Raw genomic sequence first — 21,145 nt, 5'->3', positions numbered from 1 at the left:
CCAGTCCCGTTCTCTTCAAAACCCAATCGCCGCCACGATCATGAACACGCAGCACGGGCGCGTAGTCGTAGAGCGACACGGGCTCGCCGGGATGATCAAACGGGAAGGCTGCGACCATATGCATAGAACCACCCACCCGCCTCCAGCCCTCTCTCAAACGATCGTGAAATCCGAAAATCGGCATGCCGATGCGAAAGCGATTGTGCACCCGGTCCGAGTGGCTGAAACGCGTCATAATATCGAGGGGCAAATCTGGCGCGCCAAATTTCGCGTTGCGGACCGACGGCGGTCCATGGCAATCGATAACGCGCGTGAATGCTATTGCATGATCTGGTGAGCGATATGGATTATACGAAAGATTATTACCGTATTCTCGGCGTCACACCAGATTCCGACTCTGCTACCATTCGAGCCGCATACAAAACGCTAATGGTAAAATACGATCCCGATCAAAACAGGTCGGCGGAGGCCCCCGGCATTACTAAGTCGCTTACAGAAGCGATTAACATATTAGACAATGAGATATGTCGCTTAAAATACGACCAGTACCGACTAAAGCGTAGCGAGTACCGGAACAGAAATAGTGGTGGGAACGTAAATAATCTAAGTCCATCATCTACAACAAGGCCCATTGCTAGCTCGTTGAACGCAGGCCCCACTGACAAATCGAGAACCATATTAGGCGTGGGCGGGTTGCTCGTTACTCTGACGATAATGGCTTTAGCCGTGGCTAGTGTGAGTCGCTGACGCAGCAGTTTGTCATAATTAAACGCGGTTCCTTCCCAAGGAAGGCTGAACGACAAGCGCTCGAAATTTCGAACTGACCCGGCTTCTCGAAAACGAACCCTTTTGCAAGAAAGTAACTGATGCTCTCTCCTATTGCAGCAGTTACGCGATCGGCTACGCTTGTCGGTGAAGGCGGCAGCGTCCATCCTTCTGGGAGCTACAGATGAAATTGGCCGTCCTTGCGATCATAACTGCCGTAAGCTCATCAGCAGGAGCCCAAACGCCCTCACCGTCCCAGATCCTTGTCTCAGCAAGCGGCACTGCCAAGACACCTCCGGACATGGTCACGGTTGGATTTACCCTTCGTGGGGAGGGGGTGACGTCAGATGAGGCTAGTTCCAAGCTGCGCGATGGCTCCAAAGCGATGCGGACAGGCGTTGCTGGACTTTTGCAGAAGGCAGGCGAATATCACTCTTCGGCCCTCTCGATTATACAAGTGCGATCGAAAGAATGTGACGCGAGCAGCTATGGACCACAGCGGCTATCGACGGGGTCCTGTGCAATCATTGGCTACATTGCGTCGATGCCTGTCACTATACAAACCTCCCGTGTGGCCGACGCTGGTACCCTAGTTGGTTTAATCAGTCGGCTTGGTGGCTTGGACGCGAACCTGCGGGGCTTCTGGTTACACGACGATACGATTGCACGCCGTCGTGCCATGCAGGCGGCTCTGGTTAGCGCGCAGACGCAAGCGCGGTCGATCGCTGAAGGAGCAGGTAGCAAGCTTGGACCGTTATTGCGGGTGCAGGATGCCAACTATCGCGAAGTAACATTGGAGATGCCAGCCACTGCGCAGTCTGCGGCTGAGTCCGTGCCGCCCCCGCCGCCCCCGCCGCCTGCACCCGAGGAACCTGTCCGCCTCGACCTCGCCCCCGAGCCAATTCAAACGACTGTGCGCCTAATGGCTGCATACGGCATTGATCGTTGACCATCGCGGTACGCATCAAAGTTGTGCATGAAGAAACTCACGGATTCTGCTGTCGCTAGGCTGATGCAAAACTGGTGATTTCTGCATCAGGACAGCCGCCGCGCTACTGCCGATGTCTAATTTTCCGGTAGGCTGAATAGGTTCTCTACAGGCACTTTGAATAGATGGGCCAGCTTGAGCGCCAATGACAAATTAGGCTCAAACCGACCTGTCTCGATTGAATTGATGGTTTGTCTGGAAACGCCAACGAGCGTTGCCAATCCAGCCTGCGTGAAGTTCGATGCAGCCCGGTGTTCCGGGAGACGAGTTAAGACGCCCATTTGCGCGCAGCGGTCCGGCCGAACAAGATTGTGAGTGCTGAGAAAAGGATCAGGGGGGCCGCACCCTGTATGGGCGGGCTAATCCCGGTCATATTTAACAGGCCCCACACTGTGAGGGCAGCGGCAGTCCACGCGCCACTCATGCCGAGTGACCAGTTCTGCACTCGATGAAACAGCTCATCCTGACGGATGCTCATGCGCCACCATAGCAGGCCAGATAAGGCAGCAAAGCCGATCACCCAGACCACAATCCAAGCGACAGGCAGATAGAGAGAAGGAGTTGAAACAGCGGTGCTGTCAAGGGGCATTGGGCTCTGAAACTCAATACCCACTCGGCGCGCCGCATCAGCGGTCCATTTGAAAAGCGGCATAACAGCCGCCACGGCGCTCGCCATACTCCCAGACACAAGGCGTCGGCTGGTTTGATCTAAAGCCGCCCAATTGACCCCGGCCCCACGGTGAGTGAACTCGTACATCGGCTTCCCCTACGCTTCCGCGCAATGTCAAACATACGCGACATTTAGAGTCAAGTATGTTTGACTCGTAGGGGCGGCTTTCTAGGTCGAGCGGGGGCACCCTTCACAGGCTCACAGTGCTCAATTTGTGCGAGGCCTTTGATGCAAAACTTTTGATTTTTGCATCAAAAATGTCCGGGATGGAGAGGAAAGCGGACATTGCTGGGTGAAAGTAGAATAGGCGTGGGGTACCATGCTGACCTGCACCTACTCATCCCGAAAGGGCGATGCTTTGCACCTCGCCGGTCCCTTAGTTGCGCTCCTGCGCCCGCCTGAATGCTGATCGAGCTCGCCCTCACGCTCGCCGCCCAGGTGTCTTCATCTCTTCCAGTGCCGGTGAACGAGTTTCCCGCGACCAAGACGGACCAGGCGCTCACAAATTCAATCTCGTGCAAGCCGAACGGCAACTTTTCGGTCAATCTGCGATGGCGCTTCCGACAGGGCCTGGTGAATGCCTTGGTCAAGCGCAACGGCGTAGCATTGCCGCACAAGGAGAACAGCAAGCTTGTCGCTGCTCTAACCAGGGCGACCGACCTGCTCTATGTTCAAATGGGATGTTCCGGCTCACTCGATGCGCAGATTAACGTCGTATATGTGGGGCAAGAGAGTGGTCATCCTTGGGCGATGATGTTGCCGGTAACCGTCCGCTCAAACACCCTCGAACTGCTCCCAACCGTTCAGGTGCCGTTGCTTCCGTAACGGAGTAAATGCGCAATGTCGGATGTTGGGCGTTCCTGTCATTGCAAAAGGGACCCCTTTTGCGACCGGCCCGTGTCAGCTTAGATTCTTGAAATAGGATGCTATTTCGAGAATTCATCTGCCCGCTTGCTGCATCGCATATGTGCATCACGAAAGTGCCCAGATTGCCGCGATGGGCCGCCCGATGCAGAACCTGTGAGTTTGCATCAGCACAGCAGCCGCGCAGCCTACCCCGTAGGCTGCAACCGCCCACCCGGCTCGCTCACCCCGTGCGCTTGTCCCTCGCTATCATCTGGCACAACCGGTGCGCCGGTCCGCCAATGGCCGTGTCGATAATACCAGACGGCCATGACCACTGTCGCAAACGATCCAAGAGGGAAGCTCCACCACAAGGCATCCGCTCCAAGCCAGAGCTCGCCCAGCAACGCGAAGCCGATCCGCACTGGATACAGCGCGACGATCAGTATGATTAGCGGCGCGATCACCGCCCCGTTCGCACGAACGGTTGAGAACAGGACCATCGTCGCGGCGAACACGATGAAGTTCCAGTTCGTGATCAGTAGGATATGCTGCGCGATCGGCAAGGCAGGGCTCGCTCCGCTGACGAACAACGTCAGCACCGGGCGATCGAACAGGATCAGAGCGCCGACGATCACGCTAGTCAACGTCATGTTCAATATCAGGCCGTACTTCGTAATGTCGCCGACCCGGTCCCAACGACCCGCGCCTATGTTCTGAGCCGCCATCGAACTGACGGCTGCCCCGATCGCCAGCCCGGGCATTTGGATATATGTCCAGAGCTGTTGCGAGACTGCGAACGCCGCCGCGGTATCGACCCCTAAACGATTGACCAGTCCGATCATCGCAAGGCCCGCAGTGGACATAGCAAGCATCTGCGCCCCTATCGGGAAACCCTTGCGCACGATCGCACGCGTCATCGCGCGCTTTGGAATTAGATAGCGGAGTTCGTGTCCGCGCAGTCTGAGCGGCAGGTCCTGTCTGTAGGTATAGGCGATCAGCCCAAGCAGCGACACGTGGCTGGCGACCAGGGTCGCGGCCGCTGAACCGGCGATCCCCATTTGCGGAAATGGTCCAATACCAGCTATTAGCAAGGGGTTGAGGCCGCCATCTAGAATCGCGCTGAGTATCATGAACCAGAGCGGCGTCATTGAATCGCCTGTGCCACGGAGCCCCATCATCACCAGGAGCATCATCATAGATGCGGGCAGCCCGAGAAAGATCACGCGCAAATACGCGAGTGCGAGCGGCATAGCGCCTCTCGGGGTGGCAAGAAGATCCAGGATCTCAGGAGCGAACACCCAGCCAAAGGCCGCAACGATCGTTGCACAGCTGACGACCAGGCCTACGGCCGCTCCGAACGCCTGGCGTGCGCCCTCAATATCATTCTGCCCCAAACGCTGGCCGATGAGGATCGTCGCCGCCATGCCGAAGCCGAAGACTGCGCCGAACGTCAAGAACAGTATGATGTTGGCGTTCGAAGTAGCAGCCAGAGCGCCTTCTCCGAGATAGCGGCCGACCCAGATCGCATTGATCGATCCGTTTAGCGCCTGGAGGATGTTTGAACCTAGAGTTGGGAGCGCGAACATTATCAGCGTGGCGCCGATATGCCCGGTGGTCAGATCACGCTGGCCGTGCTTGCTGCGAACGTTGCCGCTGTTTCTTCGGCCTTCGACCTCCCTTAGAGAACTTTCCACCGAAGGCGGCTCACGAAGAGTTCTCATTGCCAACAGCCCTCGCGGCCTATCGTTTCGAGCGATGAGGGCGACAAGTATGGTTGGGCCTCGACCGCCAATGGACACGAGAGGCAGAACCGTCCCGCCGCCGTCGCCGGTTCCAGGAACATCGCAGGGAACCGCATCTCGGTCTGCGATCGGCGACCGTCAAGAACGGCTCGATGACAATCGTGGCACCGCATCAGACGAACGAACCTGTGCTCTTCCACAGCATGTAAGCGGCGACCACGAAGATCAGCGCTGCGAAGATCGTGGTGAGCTTGCTGCCCGTGGACAGACGCTCGGCAATTCGCGTGCCCGTCAATCCACCGGCAACCCCACCAACGATGAAGGCGAAAGCGAGCGGCCAATCCACCAGTCCGGAAAAAGCGTAGTTGACCGCCGTCGTCAGTCCGAATGCGGTGACGGCGATCAACGACGTGCCTACGGCGTTCAAGACCGGCATTCCCGTCGATCCGATGAGACCGGGAACGATCAGGAAACCGCCTCCGATGCCGAAGAATCCAGAGAACAGCCCGGTCCCGAAGCCGTAGCTAAGAACCTTCGGAGCCTTTTGACGGTCGCACCCGGCTCCAGCGATACCCTCGTCGGCTCGACCCCGAAGCATGAGTGCCCCGACGACGACCATCACGAGTGCGAATAGAAAAAGAAGCTTGCCCCCGTCTACGGCCTTGCCTGCGGTGGATCCCAGCATGGCCCCGACAACCCCAACGGCTGCGTACATGCCGCCGCATCGCCAGTCGACGGTGCACGCCCTGATATGACTGACCAGACTGGTCGCTGCATTGGCGGCCACCGCGAACGCGCTTGTGCCAATGGCCAAATGAGCATCGGGAACGCGTACCAGATGGACCATGAGCGGTAGCGCGAGGATCGAGCCACCGCCGCCTGCAAGCCCTAGCATAAATCCCACTAGGCTACCGGACAGGGTGCCCAGCAGATACTGGATCGGCTCAAGCGTCATGCCGCTTTGTCGAGCTTCACGCGGCTGATGCGTCCATGGAGCATCGCTTCGGAGGAGCAGGACATCACAGCGTATTCAGGGGTATCTTGAGGTAGCGGATGCCGTTGGCTTCCGGCTTTGGTAGATGGCCGCCGCACATGTTCACTTGAACCGAGGGCAGGATGAGCTTGGGCATCGACAATGTAGCGTCACGACTGGTCCGCATTGCGACGAAGTCGTCCTCACCCACCCCTTCGTGGACATGGACGTTGCCGATCCGTTGGGCGCCAATGGTTGTTTCCCAGACGTATTCGTCACGGCCTACTGCCTTGTAATCGTGGCAGAGGAACAGGCGCGTTTCGTCCGGCAGTTGCATAAGCCGGCGGATGGAGCGGTAAAGTTGCCGTGCGTCACCGCCGGGAAAGTCGGTTCGCGCAGTACCGTAGTCAGGCATGAAGAGCGTATCGCCGGTAAAGACCACGTCACCGATCACGTAAGCGATGTCTGCGGGCGTATGGCCCGGCACGTGGAGCGCCGTAGCCTCAATATCGCCGATGGCGAACCGGTCGCCGTCCTTGAACAATCGATCAAAATCAGAACCGTCGCGCTTGAAATCAGTGTCGGCGTCAAAGATCCTGCCGAAGACCTTCTGAACACAAACTATCTCTCGACCGATCGCCAACCGACCACCGACAGACTGTTGCAGATAGGGAGCTGCAGAGAGGTGATCCGCGTGAGCGTGGGTTTCGAGCAGCCAGTCGACTGTCAGTCCCTCATTCATCACATATTCGATCACCGCATCCGCCGATGCCGTTTTGGTGCAGCCCGCGGCGGCGTCGTAATCGAGGACGCTATCGACGATGGCGGCCTTCTTCGTGAGCGGATCCCAGACGACATGGGTCGCGGTGTTCGTCAACTCGTCGAAGAAGGACCGCACCACTGGCGATCCCGTCTTTCTCGCCTTCTCGATCTGTGCGGTAGTTTCGTTCAGTATCGGATCCATGAGTATAAGACTCCAAGTTCACCGCGGCTGAACACGAGCGGCTCCTAGTTAGCGTATCAAGATCAGGTGCTTCGAACGCACGCCTCGCCTCAAAATCAGAAAGACCTCTAGACGCGGGTCGCTGGGCAAATCAGTGGCAAGCCGAGAGTAAGTGCAAGCAGCGGCGTTGGGTAAGTTGGAGAGCGTGCACTCGGTCGAGCTGCGAAGCTGGCATGCCACACGGCCAGAGCGGCATAGTGTTCGGGGACCGGCACCCCGTAGAACTCCTCTGCGAACTGCAACGTTGCCATCGTAATGCAGTCGGCAATGGTAACCTGCGGACCCGCCAGGAATGGCCCTCCTGCCCTTTTTATCATTGTGTCAAGCAGTCTCAGCTGTCCGTGATAGGCATTGGCGGCAAAGCCGGCAGCTTCCAGGCTCTGTTCTTCGCGCTCTGCGAAGATCGGGCTTGCCTTGTGACACCAGATACCGAGTTGATTGGTTGCCTCGTCGATCACGGCCACCAACTCTCGTGTCCGGGCTCGGTCTTCAGGGGTGGCGCCCAGCATGTCGGGCGAGGGAAATAGCTCTTCAAGATATTCTAGGATCGCGACCGACGACCCGATCACCGTACCATCTTCCGTTTCCAAGGCTGGTACGGTGCACTGGGGGCTAAGGTGCGCCATCTTCGACGCGGTTGCGGGATCAAGTGCATCGAGGGCGATCCGCTCGATATCGTTGATGCCCTTCTCTGCTATGTAGATGCCCACGCGCCGGGGGTAGAGCGCCCAATCGAGTTCGTAGAGCTTCATGAAAAATCCTTCTTGATCAGGCCGCAAGCGGCTCGAATACCAGCGCCTGATGCAGGGACACGCCTGCGGTGACGCCATCGGCAGCTGCCCATGTCGCGTTGTGCGGCACGCGAGCGGCGTCGCCCGCTGCATAGACACCGGGCACACTGGTCAGTTTTGCGGCATCAGTGCGAATGACGGGGCCGAGCGGGCCGTCGTCCAAATCGCAACCGAGCTGCTCGGCGATAGGGCTGTTGAGCGTTGTGCGTGGAGCAAGGTAAAGGGCGTCAATTGCGACCTCGCGACCGTCATCGAGCAGCAGCGAGGACAAATGGTCCTCCCACCCTTGCAGCCTCGCGATCTGCGCCGGCTCGATCAATACGCCGCGCCGTGCGAGCTTTGCCTGCGTCTCGATGTCCGGCAGGTCGCCACCATTGAGGTACAGCGTCGTGGGGCCCCAGTCGGCGATAAGCAGCGCTTGATGTGCCGACATCGGCATGGTCTGAAGGACGCCAAGACGCTGACCAGCGTACTCGAAACCATGGCAGTATGGGCAGTGCAGCGCACTCTTGCCCCAGCGTTCTGTCAGCCCGGATATTTCCGGCAGCACGTCGGATATGCCGAACGCCAGGACCAGCTTGGCGGCCGTGATGGTGACACCGTGAGCAAGTTCTACTTCGAAACCGCCGGGAATGGCGGACGCGCCAACTGCTGCTCCCGACATCGTGAGCACGGTGGGATAGCGTTGCAGTTGCGCACTCGCTTCAGCGATCATCGCCAGGGGCTCGCCGCCATCCTGTCCGAAGAAGCCGTGCGAGGCATCGGAAAACCGGTTGCGTGGGAGTCCGGCGTCGATGACGCAAACAGAACGGCGTGCGCGGGCAATATGAATGGCGGCGGATAGCCCGGCAAAGCTGCCGCCGATGACTATGGCATCATGCTGCATGAACAGTCTCCAGATCGATGGATTTGCCGCTCGCGACCATGCGAGCGTGAAAGTCGGCGCTCAACTCCGCCAGCGTCACTGCGCCGAAACGATCGAGCAGCAGCGTCTCTGCGTCTTGAAAGGCGCTGTCCAGCGCAGCATTGACCGCCTGCTCGACAAGACAGCCCGGCGCTTCCGCACGGTTGCCCATGGCAAAAAGTCCGGGCGAGCCGAGAGCGACATAGACGTCTCGCAACGTGATCGACGCAAGATCACCAGCAATGGTCCATCCGCCACCATGCCCCTTCTCCGACCGGACGAAGCCAGCGTCCCGCAGTCCGGCCATAATCCGGCGGACGACCACAGGGTTGGTCTGCATCGCTTTGGCCATCGTGTCCGATGTCACGGGGGCATCAACTTCAGCCATGTGGAGAAGGACGTGAAGCACGCCCGACAATTTGGTGTCTCGTCTCATGCAACATCATATATTGCGTGACTGCAGTCACGTCAACCGATGCAGTCGCTAGGCTGAAGGCGCTGGATGCGAGGTTCGCGAAAGGCGACAGTCCGATGAGGACCATCGCGGGGCTTCACTGTTGCCCACTCTACCATTGAGCGGCTGTTGCTCGAGCTGTGCCTTGCCGAAGCTAGCCTTGGGGAGTCGGGCCGTTGGCCGTGTGACGGCCTTCCGCAAGGCCGCTTGCATTTCAGGCCGACGGTTGTGGGGACCGAGATGTTTTGACGGGCATGCACGGCTCTGGCTAACAAAGGGCCACGCTGTGGATACGGTAGACAGAAATGCGGTAAGGCGCAGCCTGACAGGCAGCTAAAACTCGCCGGAAGCTCGACGGAATACCACGCTCCTGGGTTTCAGAGGTTCATTCTCAGGATGATGTAGGCCGAACGCGGCTGAGTCGGGTTCACGACGGGCGCCAGATACTGAAACGTATCAAATGCCCTCTCATCCAGGATATTGGCGAACGAGGCAGTGAGGGTGAACGGATCGAAATTGTAGGAGGCCTGGGCATCAACTGTTGCATACCCGGGCACTCGGCCCCGATTTGGCAGAAAATTCTCGCGTGAGGTTCGCCCAGTGACGCCTGCTCCGAGCGACAGGCCCTTAGCCGCGCCGGACCGAAACCTGTAATGGGTGGCGACGCGGCCACTATGTTTCGGTACGCGCGGTAGATCGGATCCGACCGCGATGGTCGTGTCTTGGGAGACGATCGCGTCTGTGTATGCATAGTTGGCGAGAAGGGATAGCGAGCGCAGCGGCTCCCAGGTGACGTCGACCTCGAAGCCACGTGCGCGCTGCTTGCCGGTCTGAACCGACACACCTGGCTGCCCAGCAACGGCAACCGCCACGTTGCGGCGTTCGAGCTGATACACCGCAACGCTTCCCCACAAGTGGGCATCGTTCAGCGCGAACTTCACTCCCGCTTCGTACGATTCAGAGGTCTCGGGCTTTATCTCCTGGCCGGGCAGGGCGTTGAAGGTGACCGCGCCACGGAAGCCCGTTGCATAGCCGGCGAACAACGCAACACCCTTGGCAAAGTCCAATGTCGCTCCAACCCGGGGGATCAGGCGGTTGTAGGTTTCCTTGAAATTGAGGACCCCGGTATTACGCACCCGTTTGATCTTCGTACTGGTATAGCGCAGCGAGCCGGATAGGTGCAGCGGACCAGACGTAGCCTGATCCTGCACATAGACGGCCACCGTATTGAACTTGTCGTCCGCGAAGTTGCCATCGGTCGGAATGGCGCCGTAGGACAGGTTGTATTTTGGATCGGCAAGATCGATCCTGCCAATCGACGTAGACACGAAGTTTAGCTTATTCAACGAATTTGTTCGATCGTAGTTTGCGCCTACCAGTATATTGTGCTCACCACCGATCATATTCGTGTTCACTAGTAGGTTTGCGTCAGCCGTAAATTCGTTGCCGCTCTGTGGCTGGTAAAGCTTGAATATTGGATAGGACGTCGGTTCAATGTCCGCAGGTCTGCCTTCGGCGCCGAAATCGACGTAAGTGAATGTTCCATACCGATTTGCGATGTTTTCATAATAGCGGGCTGTCACGGTCAGACCTACGTCCTTCGAGAACCTGTGCTGCAACTCAGCGGTAAGGAGCTTATTGCTGATCGTCGTCTTGGGTTGTCCGCTGGTTGCGCCGGGAAAGGCGTCGCGCCGGATCGTTCCGGCGAGCGCTGCATCCTGCGGCAGTCCGGTGAATTCGAGCGCTTCTCGTCGATCGTATTTGCCCATGATGGTCAGTCGCGTCGGCGACCCCAGACCGAACGCGATGCTCGGCTGTATCGACAGACGTTCGGTGTGAAAATAATCGGTCCAACTGTCAGCGGTCTGCAACTCACCAGTCACGCGTAGCGCGATCCCGTCGGTGATTGGTACGTTCACATCCGCATAGGGGTTGATGGTCGACCACCTGCCGGTGCGAAAGGCGACATAGGCCTCTGCCCGTTCCGCCGGCCTGACTGAGACGATGTTAATCAGCCCGCCCAGCGGCGCGCCCGCGCCGCCCCCATATACGGTCGACGTAGGCCCCTTCACGACTTCGATCCGATCGACGCCAACCAAGCTCGTTGGATCAACCAGAGCATTGGTGGCGTAGGCGGGCAGTCCATCCAAGAATATCTCGGATCGGAAACCACGGATGAGAGACTGCGAGGTGTGCGCTTCCTCTGGTTTGCTCGCGACAACACCCGAAACGTTGACAAGCGCATCCGCCAGCGAGCGCCGATCCTGATCTCTAATCAGCGAACTGTTGATCACCTGGATCGATTGAGGAACTTTGAGCAGTGGTGTGCTGGTGCGTGTGGCCGAGCTTCCTTCCTGGACGACATAGCCATCGCGTTTGCCCAACACGACGATTTCGCCCGCCCAGCTACCTTCCCGCTCCCCGTTGCCGGACTCCTGCGCATCGACGCCGTTAGCCAGAAACGTGCCGGCCAAAGCGGTGCCGATGACAAGACGTGTGCGGTTCGCCCAGCTCTTGGCGCCCGTAGTTGGCTCATGGGCGTACGACATATCTTCTTTCTCGATGGGAAGGCACCTCACGACGCTCAGCCAGTCCGCCTTCGTGCTTCGAGGCCTTTGCAGCTTGCTGATCCCCGCGGACAGAGCCTCGATCTCTCAACAGCCTATTCATCAGTTCATCGCCGATAAGCTCGGTGTCCGGCCAAGGGTAATGCGGACACTAAGCTGCTTCGCGCCGAGCGCCGCCTTGGCACGACATCGCTCCCTTCCTGTGGACCGTTCATCGCTTGGCAGCGGCCTCGCGTACGCCAGCAACGAAGTCGGCGAGCATGTCATTTGCACGAGCCAGCACCGGCGCAGGCGCATGATCGGGCGTACCGCTGTCGAGGGGAGGCTGCGGCGCGTATTCACCGAACAACTGCACCATCTGGGCGAATTCAAGGGGCCGCAACGTCTTCAATATGGACAAGCCCAGATCGAGCCCGGCAGATACACCCGCACCGGTGATGCGGTTGCGATCGAATACGACGCGCTCGTCGACCTCGATCGCACCAAACTCCTTGAGCAACGGCCGCCCGATCCAGTGGGAAGTCGCCCTATAGCCACGCAAGAGGCCTGCCTTGCCCAGCAGCAGCGAACCCGTGCACACGCTCGTCACCCACTTGGCGCGCTCGCCGCGGTCCTTGATGAACGCGATCGTGGCCGGATCGCGCATCGCCTTCAGAGTGCCTTTCGTCCCACCACCTACCAGCAGGATGTCGAGATCCTTCGGGCATGTCTCGAACGTTGCAGTCGGCATCAGCGTCAGATTGGCATCCGAGCTGATCGGACGAATCCTGTCGGCGATGAAATGCACCGTTGCCCCGGCCAGGCGACCCAGGAAGTAGTGCGGGCCCACCACGTCGAGCGCAGTGACATCGTCATAGATCAAAATACCGATCTGTTCGGCACCCTTCCAACTTGCCGGCACCTTGTCCATGTAGCTTTCCGTCGGTGCGGGGGCGCTAGGCTCCGCGGCTTGTGCGCCCGCAGCGCCTCCGGCCATGAGCGGCCCAAGCAAAGTTAGCAATGTCGCCGTGCGGCGATCGATGTGATCCATCGTTCTTCTCCAAACATTCCATGATTCTCAAGATCTTTCACCGGGGCGCGATCACTTCATCAAACTGAAGGCACGAAAGCTCGACGCATCGTTCGGGTCACCCGAGCCTTTGTATTTGGCGTACAGCGGGTAGGGGTAGACCGGGCGCGTAAACTTGGGCGCGCTGTCGGTCGCGGGCGCCGGCGAAAGATGCTTTTCGGTATAATGCGCTGCGATCATACTATCAGGCGCAGAACCCTCTACGACCCACTTGTCGAGGTACTCCAGATAATCGATGGCGTTCGCCCCAGGACCGCCGCCGCAATGATCCGTGTCGGGCACCATGAACAGCCGCATGAACTCTTGGGTCGCGATGGGGCCACCCATCGCGCGCTGTATGGACTCGTAGAGCTCAACGGAGGCGTTTGCAGAAAGTCCAGAATCCGCCCAGCCATGATGAAGGATCAGTTTGCCGCCAGCGCGCTTGAACTTGCTGAAATCGGGGTTGGTCGCATCCATCAGACCCTGGATCTCACCTAGGCGCTGATAGTCCGCCTCACGGTCGAACTTTTCGAAGGTCCATTCCGGCCCCGGGTTTGGCTGCAGCGCCATATACTTGAAGAAGTCTTCGTAGAATGGCCGCGCATCGCGGGCCACGAGCGGCACGGCGTTCTCCACCCCGACCGGATAGGCGGCCTGTCCCAACCGTTCGCCCGACACTGAGCGATCCGTCTTGTACAGTGCGGTGGCCGCGTCGGCTTGTGCCTTGGTCAGGCATTGCGACGTGGTGCCGGATTTGCACAGAAGCACTTGAGGATCGAAACGGCAAAGTCTGGGATCCCCGATCAGGCCATCCTTCACGCCGTCGTTAATGTCACATTTGACGCGGACGGCCTTGAAGAGCAGCTGTTTCGCGCCCGCGTCGAATAGCGGGATACCCCTCGCGTCGCGAAAGATGCGCTCGCGGTATGCGAAGTCGAAGGAGATGTCCGAATAGCTGATCGCGGGAGCCCCTGCGATCACGCCGTCGAAATCCCACGGAAAACGCTGTGCTTCGATCAGCCCCTGACGCCCACCGGCAGAACACCCCCGAAAATAGGATCGGTCTGATTTCCTGCCATAGTATGCATGCAAAATAGCCTTTCCCGCTAGGGCAGTCACATGAGTTGCACGGTAAGCAAAGTCCATGACTGCCTGCGGGTTGTTATAGGCCCAGGCCACGCCGCCGCCCTGATTTCCCTTGTGGCCCATGTCGGTCGTCACACAGGCATAGCCTTTGCCGAGCGGCGCCACGCAATCGCGCATGAACACGAACGTGCCGCAGAAACCACCGCAGCCGACCTGGAGAAACTTGCCATTCCAGTTCTGTGTCGGGAGCCACATCAGGATGCCGACTTGGGGCGCGACGTAGCCTTCCACCTCACAGTGCGCAGGCTTGGAGTCCGACGCCTCGACGAACGTGGTAGAGGTCAGCGTCGTCGGTGCGTCGGGCACCGCGGCAAAGCTCTTCTTCCCTAGCGCCTCACATCTCGCGGCGCCGGGCCTACGCGGCGAATCGCTTCCCTGCGCGGCAACCGGCGGCGAGAACAGGAGTAGGACTGCGACGATCGATATGGCCAACTGCGAAATGTGCCAACTCCTTGAAACTAGATAGTTCATCCGTTCATCCTTCTTGACGAGCCTCACGAGGTCGACCGGCACGTGCGGATCCCGCTTCAACATTGGGAAGGTCATGATATTGCACCGCATTGTGCTGCTTCGTCGGGTGGACAGGGCGGTTGGCGTCGTTGAAACGCCGTCATCGTCAATGGCTCCTGCCAGAGAGAGATCACACGTCGATGCGGGACCCCTGCCATCGACGCGCACACGAGACAGGTCCGTTCCGGCAGTCATCAGAACGACATCGAAATCGAGGCTCTGCCGGTTCGCGGTGCGCCAAGCGAAAGATCACGGGCGGCCGAGGCCCAATAGGCTTTGTCGAATGCGTTCTCGACGTTCAACCGTAAGGTCATCAGCTTCCCGCCGACGTCAGTCGCATACCGCGCTCCCAGGTCGAGGCGGGTCCATGCGGGAATTCGTTGTAGGTTTGCGGCGTCGACATACTGACGCCCTGTGTGAAGCGCGAGCGCTCTGAGGGTCAGCCCTTTCAAAGACATGACGTCAGCCTCGACTCCGAGATTGACCTGAATGTCCGAAACGCCTGTCGCCGCCTTCCCTTGGTTGATGCCTCCGGCCGTCCGAACTTGCTCCCCGTGGAAGAGGGACAGACCGCCAAGCAATCGAAACCCTACCACCGGGGCTCCCTCGAAATTCAGGTCGATGCCGCAAACCCCCTGTTCACCGTCAATGCCATAGAGGAGCGTCGAAGGGTCGGTGAGGGTCTTTGGCTGCGTGGTGTCGAATAGGCTGACACCAGCTTGGAAGTTGCCGAAGTCGACGCGACCACCGATTTCTCGTTGCCTCGTTCGAAGCGGCGCGAATACGTCTGCTGGGTTCAGCGCGCCCCCAGGTGCGGTCGGTTGCAACAGTCCCTCGATGTAATTCGCGTAGAACGACAGCTTCTCCGCCGGCTTGACGATTAGCCCGAACCCAGGCGTAAAAACGGTTCTATCGTAGTGCGAGATCGGCACTCCAGCAATCGAGAAGCCAATAGTCTTGATCTGTTGTATGCGCCCAGCCAGAAGCACTTGAAAACGACCATCGGAAACTGACAACGTATCCGAAAAGGCGACGCTGGCGCGGTGGGATTCGCTGCTCTTCAGGGGGCGGCTGGTGAGGTTTATCGAATTAGGTAACGACACAAGAACGGGTTTGTAGATATTGGAAGACTTGCCAGGCAACTGTTGAGTAAAATTCGCCTGATCCTGCCGTAGAAAGGAGGCGGATAGGACTACCGAGTGAGAGACTCGATCCTTTGTCACTTCGCCTCGAACTCCTACTTCACCGGAAGTGGTGTCGAATGTCCGTGGAGCGTAGCTGTAGCGCTGGCTCAGGGTGCCCGCCACGTCGATTAGGGAATAGGACGGGACTAATTGATCTAGATCGGTGTATCGATGTCCGATAGCGGCATGCATAGTCCATGATGGACTCAGGTTGAATTCGCCACGCAAGACGCCATAGCTGTCGTGCACGTCCATGAATGCCCAGGACTGCTGGTAGTTTCTACCGGCTTTTGGCGGACGAGGAATGGCGAACCCGGGCCCAGCCGCCAAACTGGTCAGCGGCGCCTTCGCCGAACGGGTATTTAGTCCGGCATCTAGCGTGATCTTGACGCGGTCACTGAGATAGTCGGCTCCTACCGATACGAATCCCTGATTGGCGGACTGTCGATCAAGCGCCATGCCGCCGCTCCGACGGAAAGCGTTCAGCCTGATGCCGAACTTGCCGCCGCCTCCAAAACGCCTTCCAATATCGATGGCCCCATTGATCTGAGACTTCGTTGTGTAGGCGAAAGTCACCGACGTAATCGGCTGGTCCGATGCTCGCTTCGGGATGACGCTTATCGCGCCTCCTACTGTACCGTGCAACGAAACGCCGCCTAGCATTGCGCTAGGCCCCTTCAGGATTTCCACACGCTCCAAGCCTTCTAGGGGGGCCCCCTGCACCGGAACCAAGCCGTAAAGTCCTTGAAACATAACGTCCGAAGCGTTTACGAGGAATCCACGAACAGAATACTCCTCCTGGAAGTATCCCGCGTCGGTCGACCAATTGCTGCGTACGGCCGAGTCATTATCAGCGATATCGCCAATAGTTCGCGCGCCCTGATCTTCGATTAGTTTGCTCGTGTATCCCTGGACATTGAACGGCGTGTCCATAATATCACGATCGCCGAGTACCCCTAGCTGCACGCGACGTGCGATTTGCCCACCCGGATAGGAGTCGGGCAGCCGTTCACCGGTTACAACGATGTCTGTGACTTGATCTTCCGAAGCACGCTTCTGCGAACTGTCGTGTGCCGCTGTCGCCGATTCGAGCGAAAGAGCACTGACGGATGCACCGAGCGCTAGCCAACGGCGCCCGACCATAACCTTGACCATGTCCCTCTTCCGTAACTCTTCAGATTACGAGAGTCCTAGCAGGCATGGTATAACGTCGCAAGACCTTGCCCTTCATCACCAAATTCACGTCTCTAAAAGGAACTGCCAGCGAGATAGCTGACGTCTTTTGGTCGGTCCCGCGCCTCAAGTACCGAGCTTTTCTCAAAATCCGTTCTCAAAACCACTTTCTCCAAATTGCGCCGTCGAGATGGCATTATGAGAAGGCAGGGCGGCTCCGATGGGGCGACCTCAATGAACCATGAGTAAGGCACCATCGATCCTGGCCGAAGCCCCTCCCCTTCCCACGCCCTTCCTCTTCCAAGTCGTGCGAATGATTGAGATGCAGCCGGTACGTTTTAGCTATGCTCTAAGTGCACCAGCTCCAGGATGGTCTGTTTTACGTGAGAGAACGACGTTTAGATTTCTGGTCGATTTGCTCGCCTGGTCCGGCTGAGGTCTTAATCAACGAGGACCATACGGAACCCAATCAAACGGCACCGATGAGCCTCCGTGCGGGGTAACGAGGAACGTTTCTGTCTCTGCCTCGAGAACGTCCGGCGAGGCGGTGTCGCGGCGAGAAAGATCTCCGTGCTGAACCCGGATCTCAACGGCTACGATGGGGGGACTTTCCAGCCAGTCAGCTACTAGGAACTTCGAAGCGGATAGCTGCCGCTCCATGATACCTATAGCTGTCCTGAAAACGATGGTAATTTGGGACTGAGCTTATTTACTCAAACTTGTCTAAAAAGACGAGAGAGACCTAAAATACCGATGAAAGGTGGCTCATCCGCCAAGCATTCCGGTAATTTTAGCCCCTAGCGCGTCCAGGGCGAAGGGCTTGGTTATCATGTTCATGTTGGTGCCGAGGAAACCGGCCCGAATGGCGGCATTCTCGGCATAGCCGGTCACAAAGAGTACCGGCAGCTCGGGCCGGTGAGTACGCGCGATCTCGGCTAGCTGCCGACCGTTCATGCCCGGCAGACCAACATCTGACACCAGGAGATCGATCGTTCGGTCTGACGCCAGCACAGGGATCGCCTCGTTGGCGTCTTTTGCCAGGATCGTGCGGTAGGCCAGCTCGCTCAGAACCTCATGGATGAGGACACGGACCGAATCGTCGTCCTCGACCAGCAGAACCGTCTGGCCGTCGCCCTCCTGAAGCTGCGGGGCAACAAATGAATCGCTGCCTTCTGGCGCTTCGCCGGCCGGCAAGTAGAGCTTGACGGAGGTTCCCTCACCGGGGCGGCTGTGGATGCGAACCTGCCCGCCCGATTGCCGGGCAAAACCATAGACCATCGAAAGGCCGAGACCGGTCCCCTGGCCGATCGGCTTGGTGGTGAAGAACGGATCGAACACTTTGGCAACGAGGTCAGGTGACATGCCCACGCCGGTGTCGGAGACGGCAACCATGACGTATCGCCCGGCCGCAATGTCAGGCTTGGCGGTTGCATAGGCCTCATCGAGCTCGACGAGCGATGTTTCAATCGTGAGCTGTCCGCCATCGGGCATTGCGTCGCGCGCGTTGATGACGAGGTTCAGGATCGCGTTCTCGAGCTGGTTGGCGTCGGTGACGGCAAAACCGACCTGCTCGTTGGAAACGATGGCGAGAGCGATGTTTTCGCGGATCGTTCGGCGAAGCAGATCCTCCAGCGACTGCGTGAGTGCATTCACATCGACCGGACGGGTATCGAGCGACTGCCGGCGTGAGAAGGCGAGCAGTCGCTGGGTCAGCGCTGCGGCACGCTGTGCCGACGCCGACGCCGCATCCATGAACCGGTCGAGGTCGTCAAGCCGACCGGATGCGATCCGGCGTTTGATGATGTCGAGACCGCCGATGACACCGGTCAACATGTTGTTGAAGTCGTGAGCGATCCCACCGGTGAGCTGTCCCACCGCCTCCATCTTCTGGCTCTGTCGCAGCGCATCCTCGGCCCGCGCGCGCGTTGCCATTTCCGCTTCAAGTTCGGCGGTGCGTTCGGCGACCTTCTCTTCCAGCGTCCGGTTGAGCCGATCGAGCGAGTCCTCGGCGTCCTTGCGCGCCGTTATGTCGATGATCGTGCCGATGAAACGGATCGCCTGGCCGTCAGCAAAGAAGCTGCCACCACGCGCAGCAACCCATCGCGTAACGCCATCGGTCATTCCGATTGTGCGGTATTCGATGTCATAGCCACCATCGCCGGCGGGATCGACAGCGCCGTTTAAGGCGGCCTCGACATTCGCCCGATCGCTATCGTGGACATGAGCGAGGAACAGCGCATTATCGACAATTGTGTCTGCCGGCATGCCGAACAGCGCCTTGCAGCGGGCATCCCACCGGATCGTTCCGTCACGCGGATCGTGGTCCCAGGTCCCGACATCGGCCGCATCGGTCGCCAGGCGCAGCCGGCTCTCGCTCTCGGCAAGTTCAGCCTGCCGATCGCGCATGTCGAACTGCTTCTGACGCGACCGCATGGCGGAGGCGACAGCGCTGACCAGCGACGCCTTTCCCAGCGGCCGTTCCAACACGATGCTGTTATCGGGCCGACCAGCCGGCATTGGTCTCGGACGCGCAGCTTGATTGGTACGCTGTGCAGCGAGCAGGATAGTCGGAATGTCAGACCAGGCCGGCTGTTTTTGAAACGCCTCGCGCAGGCTCACATCGCCCTGCTTCAACGCCTCTTCGGTGAGGAGGAGAACCCCGATACGCCAGTCGAGATGTGCTGCAACAGCGCCCAAATCAGGACAGATCGCGACATCATAGCCATCGGCGTCGAGTAGCGCCTTGATGCTTGGCGCGTCCCGGCCAAATGGTGCGCAGACGAGGACGCGGTGACCTTCCGACGCCGTCTTATGATCCACCGAAGCGATCTTCCATCAAAGGTGTCTGAGCGCCGAGATATTCCGGCGTGCCGGTGAGTACGCCCTTGAACGCGGACAGCGCTTCACCGACGCGCACGCCCTGCTGGTCGATGCGCAATTCGCGAATGGTATCCTCGTGCATGCCACCACGGTTCTTGATGACCGATATCGCCTTGCGGATGCGACCTTCGGCTTCGAAAAAGCGCAGTAGCAGCACCGTGTCAGCGACGTAGGATATGTTGAGGTTGGTTGCCATCGTGCCCACCAACCCATGCTGCGGGTTGATGAGGAAGGTGACGACACCCCTCTGGCTCAAAAACGACAGCATCTCATGCATCTGCAAAATGAGCTGCTGCTCCTGCGGCATCGCAGCCATATACCCGTTGAGGCTGTCGATGACGATCATGTTGGCGCCGCGATCCTCGACCTCGCTCACCACGCGCGAGGCGAACTCACCCGGTGACAGTTCGGCCGGGTCGATCTGCTCGATGACGAGGCATCCGTTGTCGACATGATCCTGCAAGCCGAGGTTGAAGGCGCGTGCCCGCGCCATCAGCGTGCCCACCCGCTCATCGAACTCGTAGATCGTGCACTTCTCGCCACGTCGACACGCGGCATCGATATATTGCAGCGAGATCGTCGTCTTGCCGGAACCCGCCGGTCCCGTCACCAGGACGCTGGTGCCGCGCATAGGGCCACCGCCGAGCAGATTGTCGAGCTCCACCACACCGCTCGGGGTCACCTCGCCGCTGAACTCAGAATGATGGGTCGCGGCGATCAGGCGCGGATAGATGTCCAGGCCACCCTTGCGGATGGTCATGTCATGATAGCCGGCGATGAAATCGACGCCACGGAGCTTCTGCACCTGGAGCCGGCGCCGAGCCGCGCCGCAGTTGAGGGTCAGCCGCTCCAGCGTGATGACACCGTGCGCGAGACTGTGAAGGTGATTGTCGTGGCCCGTTGCGCTACCGGTCATGTCATCGACGAGGATCACCGTTGCATCGCGGCCGGCGAAAAACTGCTTCAGCGCCAGCACCTGACGGCGATAACGCAGCGGATCCTGCGCCAGCAGGCGCATTTCTGACAGGCTGTCGAACACCACCCGCCGCGGCTGCACCCGCTCGACTTCGGTCTGGATAAGCTGGACTGTCTCGCTCAGCTCCATCTCCCACGGGTGGAGTACGGACTGCTCGCTTCCGCCACCCAGAATTTCGGAGGCGGCGCTGAACTCGAACACATCGAAATCGTCGATGCTCCAGCCGTGCGAGGATGCGACCACGGCCAGCTCTTCGCGGGTTTCCGACAGGGTGATGTACAGGGCCTTTTCGCCCTGCCGCACGCCTTCGCGCAGGAACTGGAGCGCGAGCGTCGTCTTGCCTGACCCCGGTGTGCCTTCAAGCAGGTAAAGACGGTTGGCCGGCAGACCGCCGGTCAGGATCGTATCGAGACCGGTATTACCGGTCGAGATTGTTGGTGCCTGGCTCATATCTTGACCGTTGTTCGTGCTATGTCCGGTGCTTAGCCGCTTCTCGCGTGCAGAGAAAGCTCTCCTCAACAG

18 protein-coding genes are annotated in these 21,145 nt (G+C 59.1%); 3 read left to right on the top strand and 15 right to left on the bottom strand.

Annotation, left to right across the window (positions count from 1 at the left end):
- Nucleotides 1–235 (bottom strand): hypothetical protein (locus tag IFT71_RS21250; protein ID WP_206757466.1); only part of this gene is annotated, 235 nt, incomplete at its 3' end.
- Between the two features lie 80 nt (nucleotides 236–315).
- On the opposite strand from IFT71_RS21250, the gene IFT71_RS22050 reads away from it, so the two are divergent.
- Together IFT71_RS22050 and IFT71_RS19250 are read left to right on the top strand one after the other, a co-directional pair.
- Nucleotides 316–747, top strand: coding sequence for a J domain-containing protein (locus IFT71_RS22050; RefSeq protein ID WP_446740776.1), 432 nt, complete (start codon nucleotides 316–318; stop codon nucleotides 745–747).
- Nucleotides 748–949: 202 nt separating this feature from the next.
- Complete coding sequence (locus tag IFT71_RS19250; protein WP_192099909.1) at nucleotides 950–1,714, top strand: SIMPL domain-containing protein; 765 nt, start codon at nucleotides 950–952, stop codon at nucleotides 1,712–1,714.
- A gap of 116 nt (nucleotides 1,715–1,830) precedes the next feature.
- Here the strand turns inward: IFT71_RS19250 and IFT71_RS19245 are convergent, their stop codons facing one another.
- Both IFT71_RS19245 and IFT71_RS19240 read right to left on the bottom strand, forming a co-directional pair.
- Nucleotides 1,831–2,034: a helix-turn-helix transcriptional regulator gene (locus IFT71_RS19245; protein WP_192142971.1), complete on the bottom strand. Its 204-nt coding sequence runs from the start codon at nucleotides 2,032–2,034 to the stop codon at nucleotides 1,831–1,833.
- Nucleotides 2,022–2,510, bottom strand: a complete 489-nt coding sequence (locus IFT71_RS19240; protein ID WP_192099911.1) for a hypothetical protein — start codon at nucleotides 2,508–2,510, stop codon at nucleotides 2,022–2,024. Before IFT71_RS19240 ends, IFT71_RS19245 begins: the two co-directional genes overlap by 13 nt.
- A 315-nt stretch (nucleotides 2,511–2,825) precedes the next feature.
- On the opposite strand from IFT71_RS19240, the gene IFT71_RS19235 reads away from it, so the two are divergent.
- Complete coding sequence (locus IFT71_RS19235) at nucleotides 2,826–3,248, top strand: hypothetical protein (protein ID WP_192099912.1); 423 nt, start codon at nucleotides 2,826–2,828, stop codon at nucleotides 3,246–3,248.
- A gap of 227 nt (nucleotides 3,249–3,475) precedes the next feature.
- On the opposite strand, the gene IFT71_RS19230 is transcribed toward IFT71_RS19235, so the two are convergent.
- From IFT71_RS19230 to IFT71_RS19175, 12 genes are all read right to left on the bottom strand, one after another.
- Nucleotides 3,476–4,990 (bottom strand): MATE family efflux transporter, encoded by a 1,515-nt coding sequence (locus IFT71_RS19230; protein ID WP_192142970.1) that lies wholly within the window; start codon nucleotides 4,988–4,990, stop codon nucleotides 3,476–3,478.
- Nucleotides 4,991–5,183: 193 nt separating this feature from the next.
- Nucleotides 5,184–5,966: a sulfite exporter TauE/SafE family protein gene (locus tag IFT71_RS19225; RefSeq protein WP_192142969.1), complete on the bottom strand. Its 783-nt coding sequence runs from the start codon at nucleotides 5,964–5,966 to the stop codon at nucleotides 5,184–5,186.
- 64 nt (nucleotides 5,967–6,030) lie between these two features.
- On the bottom strand, nucleotides 6,031–6,948 hold the full coding sequence (locus IFT71_RS19220) for an MBL fold metallo-hydrolase (protein ID WP_192142968.1): 918 nt from the start codon (nucleotides 6,946–6,948) through the stop codon (nucleotides 6,031–6,033).
- A gap of 107 nt (nucleotides 6,949–7,055) precedes the next feature.
- Nucleotides 7,056–7,739: a glutathione S-transferase family protein gene (locus IFT71_RS19215; RefSeq protein WP_192142967.1), complete on the bottom strand. Its 684-nt coding sequence runs from the start codon at nucleotides 7,737–7,739 to the stop codon at nucleotides 7,056–7,058.
- 16 nt (nucleotides 7,740–7,755) lie between these two features.
- On the bottom strand, nucleotides 7,756–8,664 hold the full coding sequence (locus IFT71_RS19210; RefSeq protein WP_192142966.1) for an NAD(P)/FAD-dependent oxidoreductase: 909 nt from the start codon (nucleotides 8,662–8,664) through the stop codon (nucleotides 7,756–7,758).
- On the bottom strand, nucleotides 8,654–9,118 hold the full coding sequence (locus IFT71_RS19205; RefSeq protein ID WP_192142964.1) for an Rrf2 family transcriptional regulator: 465 nt from the start codon (nucleotides 9,116–9,118) through the stop codon (nucleotides 8,654–8,656). The genes IFT71_RS19210 and IFT71_RS19205 overlap by 11 nt, the downstream gene beginning before the upstream one ends.
- 395 nt (nucleotides 9,119–9,513) lie before the next feature.
- Nucleotides 9,514–11,685, bottom strand: a complete 2,172-nt coding sequence (locus IFT71_RS19200; protein ID WP_192142962.1) for a TonB-dependent siderophore receptor — start codon at nucleotides 11,683–11,685, stop codon at nucleotides 9,514–9,516.
- A gap of 229 nt (nucleotides 11,686–11,914) precedes the next feature.
- The gene (locus IFT71_RS19195) at nucleotides 11,915–12,733 is read right to left on the bottom strand and encodes a DJ-1/PfpI family protein (RefSeq protein ID WP_192142960.1); all 819 of its coding nucleotides are present in this window, start codon (nucleotides 12,731–12,733) and stop codon (nucleotides 11,915–11,917) included.
- A gap of 51 nt (nucleotides 12,734–12,784) precedes the next feature.
- On the bottom strand, nucleotides 12,785–14,413 hold the full coding sequence (locus tag IFT71_RS19190; RefSeq protein ID WP_192142958.1) for a tannase/feruloyl esterase family alpha/beta hydrolase: 1,629 nt from the start codon (nucleotides 14,411–14,413) through the stop codon (nucleotides 12,785–12,787).
- Nucleotides 14,414–14,604: 191 nt separating this feature from the next.
- The gene (locus tag IFT71_RS19185) at nucleotides 14,605–16,749 is read right to left on the bottom strand and encodes a TonB-dependent receptor (RefSeq protein WP_192142956.1); all 2,145 of its coding nucleotides are present in this window, start codon (nucleotides 16,747–16,749) and stop codon (nucleotides 14,605–14,607) included.
- A 783-nt stretch (nucleotides 16,750–17,532) separates the two neighbouring features.
- Nucleotides 17,533–19,587 carry an ATP-binding protein gene (locus tag IFT71_RS19180; RefSeq protein ID WP_192142954.1) on the bottom strand — a complete coding sequence of 685 codons (2,055 nt, stop codon included), beginning with the start codon at nucleotides 19,585–19,587 and terminating at the stop codon, nucleotides 17,533–17,535.
- The gene (locus IFT71_RS19175; RefSeq protein WP_244655062.1) at nucleotides 19,577–21,073 is read right to left on the bottom strand and encodes an ATPase domain-containing protein; all 1,497 of its coding nucleotides are present in this window, start codon (nucleotides 21,071–21,073) and stop codon (nucleotides 19,577–19,579) included. The genes IFT71_RS19180 and IFT71_RS19175 overlap by 11 nt, the downstream gene beginning before the upstream one ends.
- Nucleotides 21,074–21,145 lie beyond the last annotated feature (72 nt).

The sequence above is a fragment of the Sphingomonas sp. CFBP 13733 genome (genome assembly GCF_014841795.1).
Classification (GTDB): Bacteria; Pseudomonadota; Alphaproteobacteria; order Sphingomonadales; family Sphingomonadaceae; genus Sphingomonas; species Sphingomonas aerolata.
Note: the sequence above shows the minus strand (reverse complement) of the source record. Positions and strands in the feature narration are given on the sequence as shown.

Bases quoted from the DNA above. Each gene is read 5' to 3' on its own strand.
- IFT71_RS19175 (WP_244655062.1), bottom strand. From the start codon at position 21,073: ATGAGCCAGGCACCAACAATCTCGACCGGTAATACCGGTCTCGATACG.
- IFT71_RS19235 (WP_192099912.1), top strand. From the start codon at position 2,826: ATGCTGATCGAGCTCGCCCTCACGCTCGCCGCCCAGGTGTCTTCATCT.
- IFT71_RS19205 (WP_192142964.1), bottom strand. From the start codon at position 9,118: ATGAGACGAGACACCAAATTGTCGGGCGTGCTTCACGTCCTTCTCCAC.
- IFT71_RS19240 (WP_192099911.1), bottom strand. From the start codon at position 2,510: ATGTACGAGTTCACTCACCGTGGGGCCGGGGTCAATTGGGCGGCTTTA.
- IFT71_RS19215 (WP_192142967.1), bottom strand. From the start codon at position 7,739: ATGAAGCTCTACGAACTCGATTGGGCGCTCTACCCCCGGCGCGTGGGC.
- IFT71_RS19195 (WP_192142960.1), bottom strand. From the start codon at position 12,733: ATGGATCACATCGATCGCCGCACGGCGACATTGCTAACTTTGCTTGGG.
- IFT71_RS19230 (WP_192142970.1), bottom strand. From the start codon at position 4,990: ATGAGAACTCTTCGTGAGCCGCCTTCGGTGGAAAGTTCTCTAAGGGAG.
- IFT71_RS19185 (WP_192142956.1), bottom strand. From the start codon at position 16,749: ATGGTCAAGGTTATGGTCGGGCGCCGTTGGCTAGCGCTCGGTGCATCC.
- IFT71_RS19245 (WP_192142971.1), bottom strand. From the start codon at position 2,034: ATGGGCGTCTTAACTCGTCTCCCGGAACACCGGGCTGCATCGAACTTC.
- IFT71_RS19210 (WP_192142966.1), bottom strand. From the start codon at position 8,664: ATGCAGCATGATGCCATAGTCATCGGCGGCAGCTTTGCCGGGCTATCC.
- IFT71_RS19200 (WP_192142962.1), bottom strand. From the start codon at position 11,685: ATGTCGTACGCCCATGAGCCAACTACGGGCGCCAAGAGCTGGGCGAAC.
- IFT71_RS19225 (WP_192142969.1), bottom strand. From the start codon at position 5,966: ATGACGCTTGAGCCGATCCAGTATCTGCTGGGCACCCTGTCCGGTAGC.
- IFT71_RS19220 (WP_192142968.1), bottom strand. From the start codon at position 6,948: ATGGATCCGATACTGAACGAAACTACCGCACAGATCGAGAAGGCGAGA.
- IFT71_RS19250 (WP_192099909.1), top strand. From the start codon at position 950: ATGAAATTGGCCGTCCTTGCGATCATAACTGCCGTAAGCTCATCAGCA.
- IFT71_RS22050 (WP_446740776.1), top strand. From the start codon at position 316: ATGCTATTGCATGATCTGGTGAGCGATATGGATTATACGAAAGATTAT.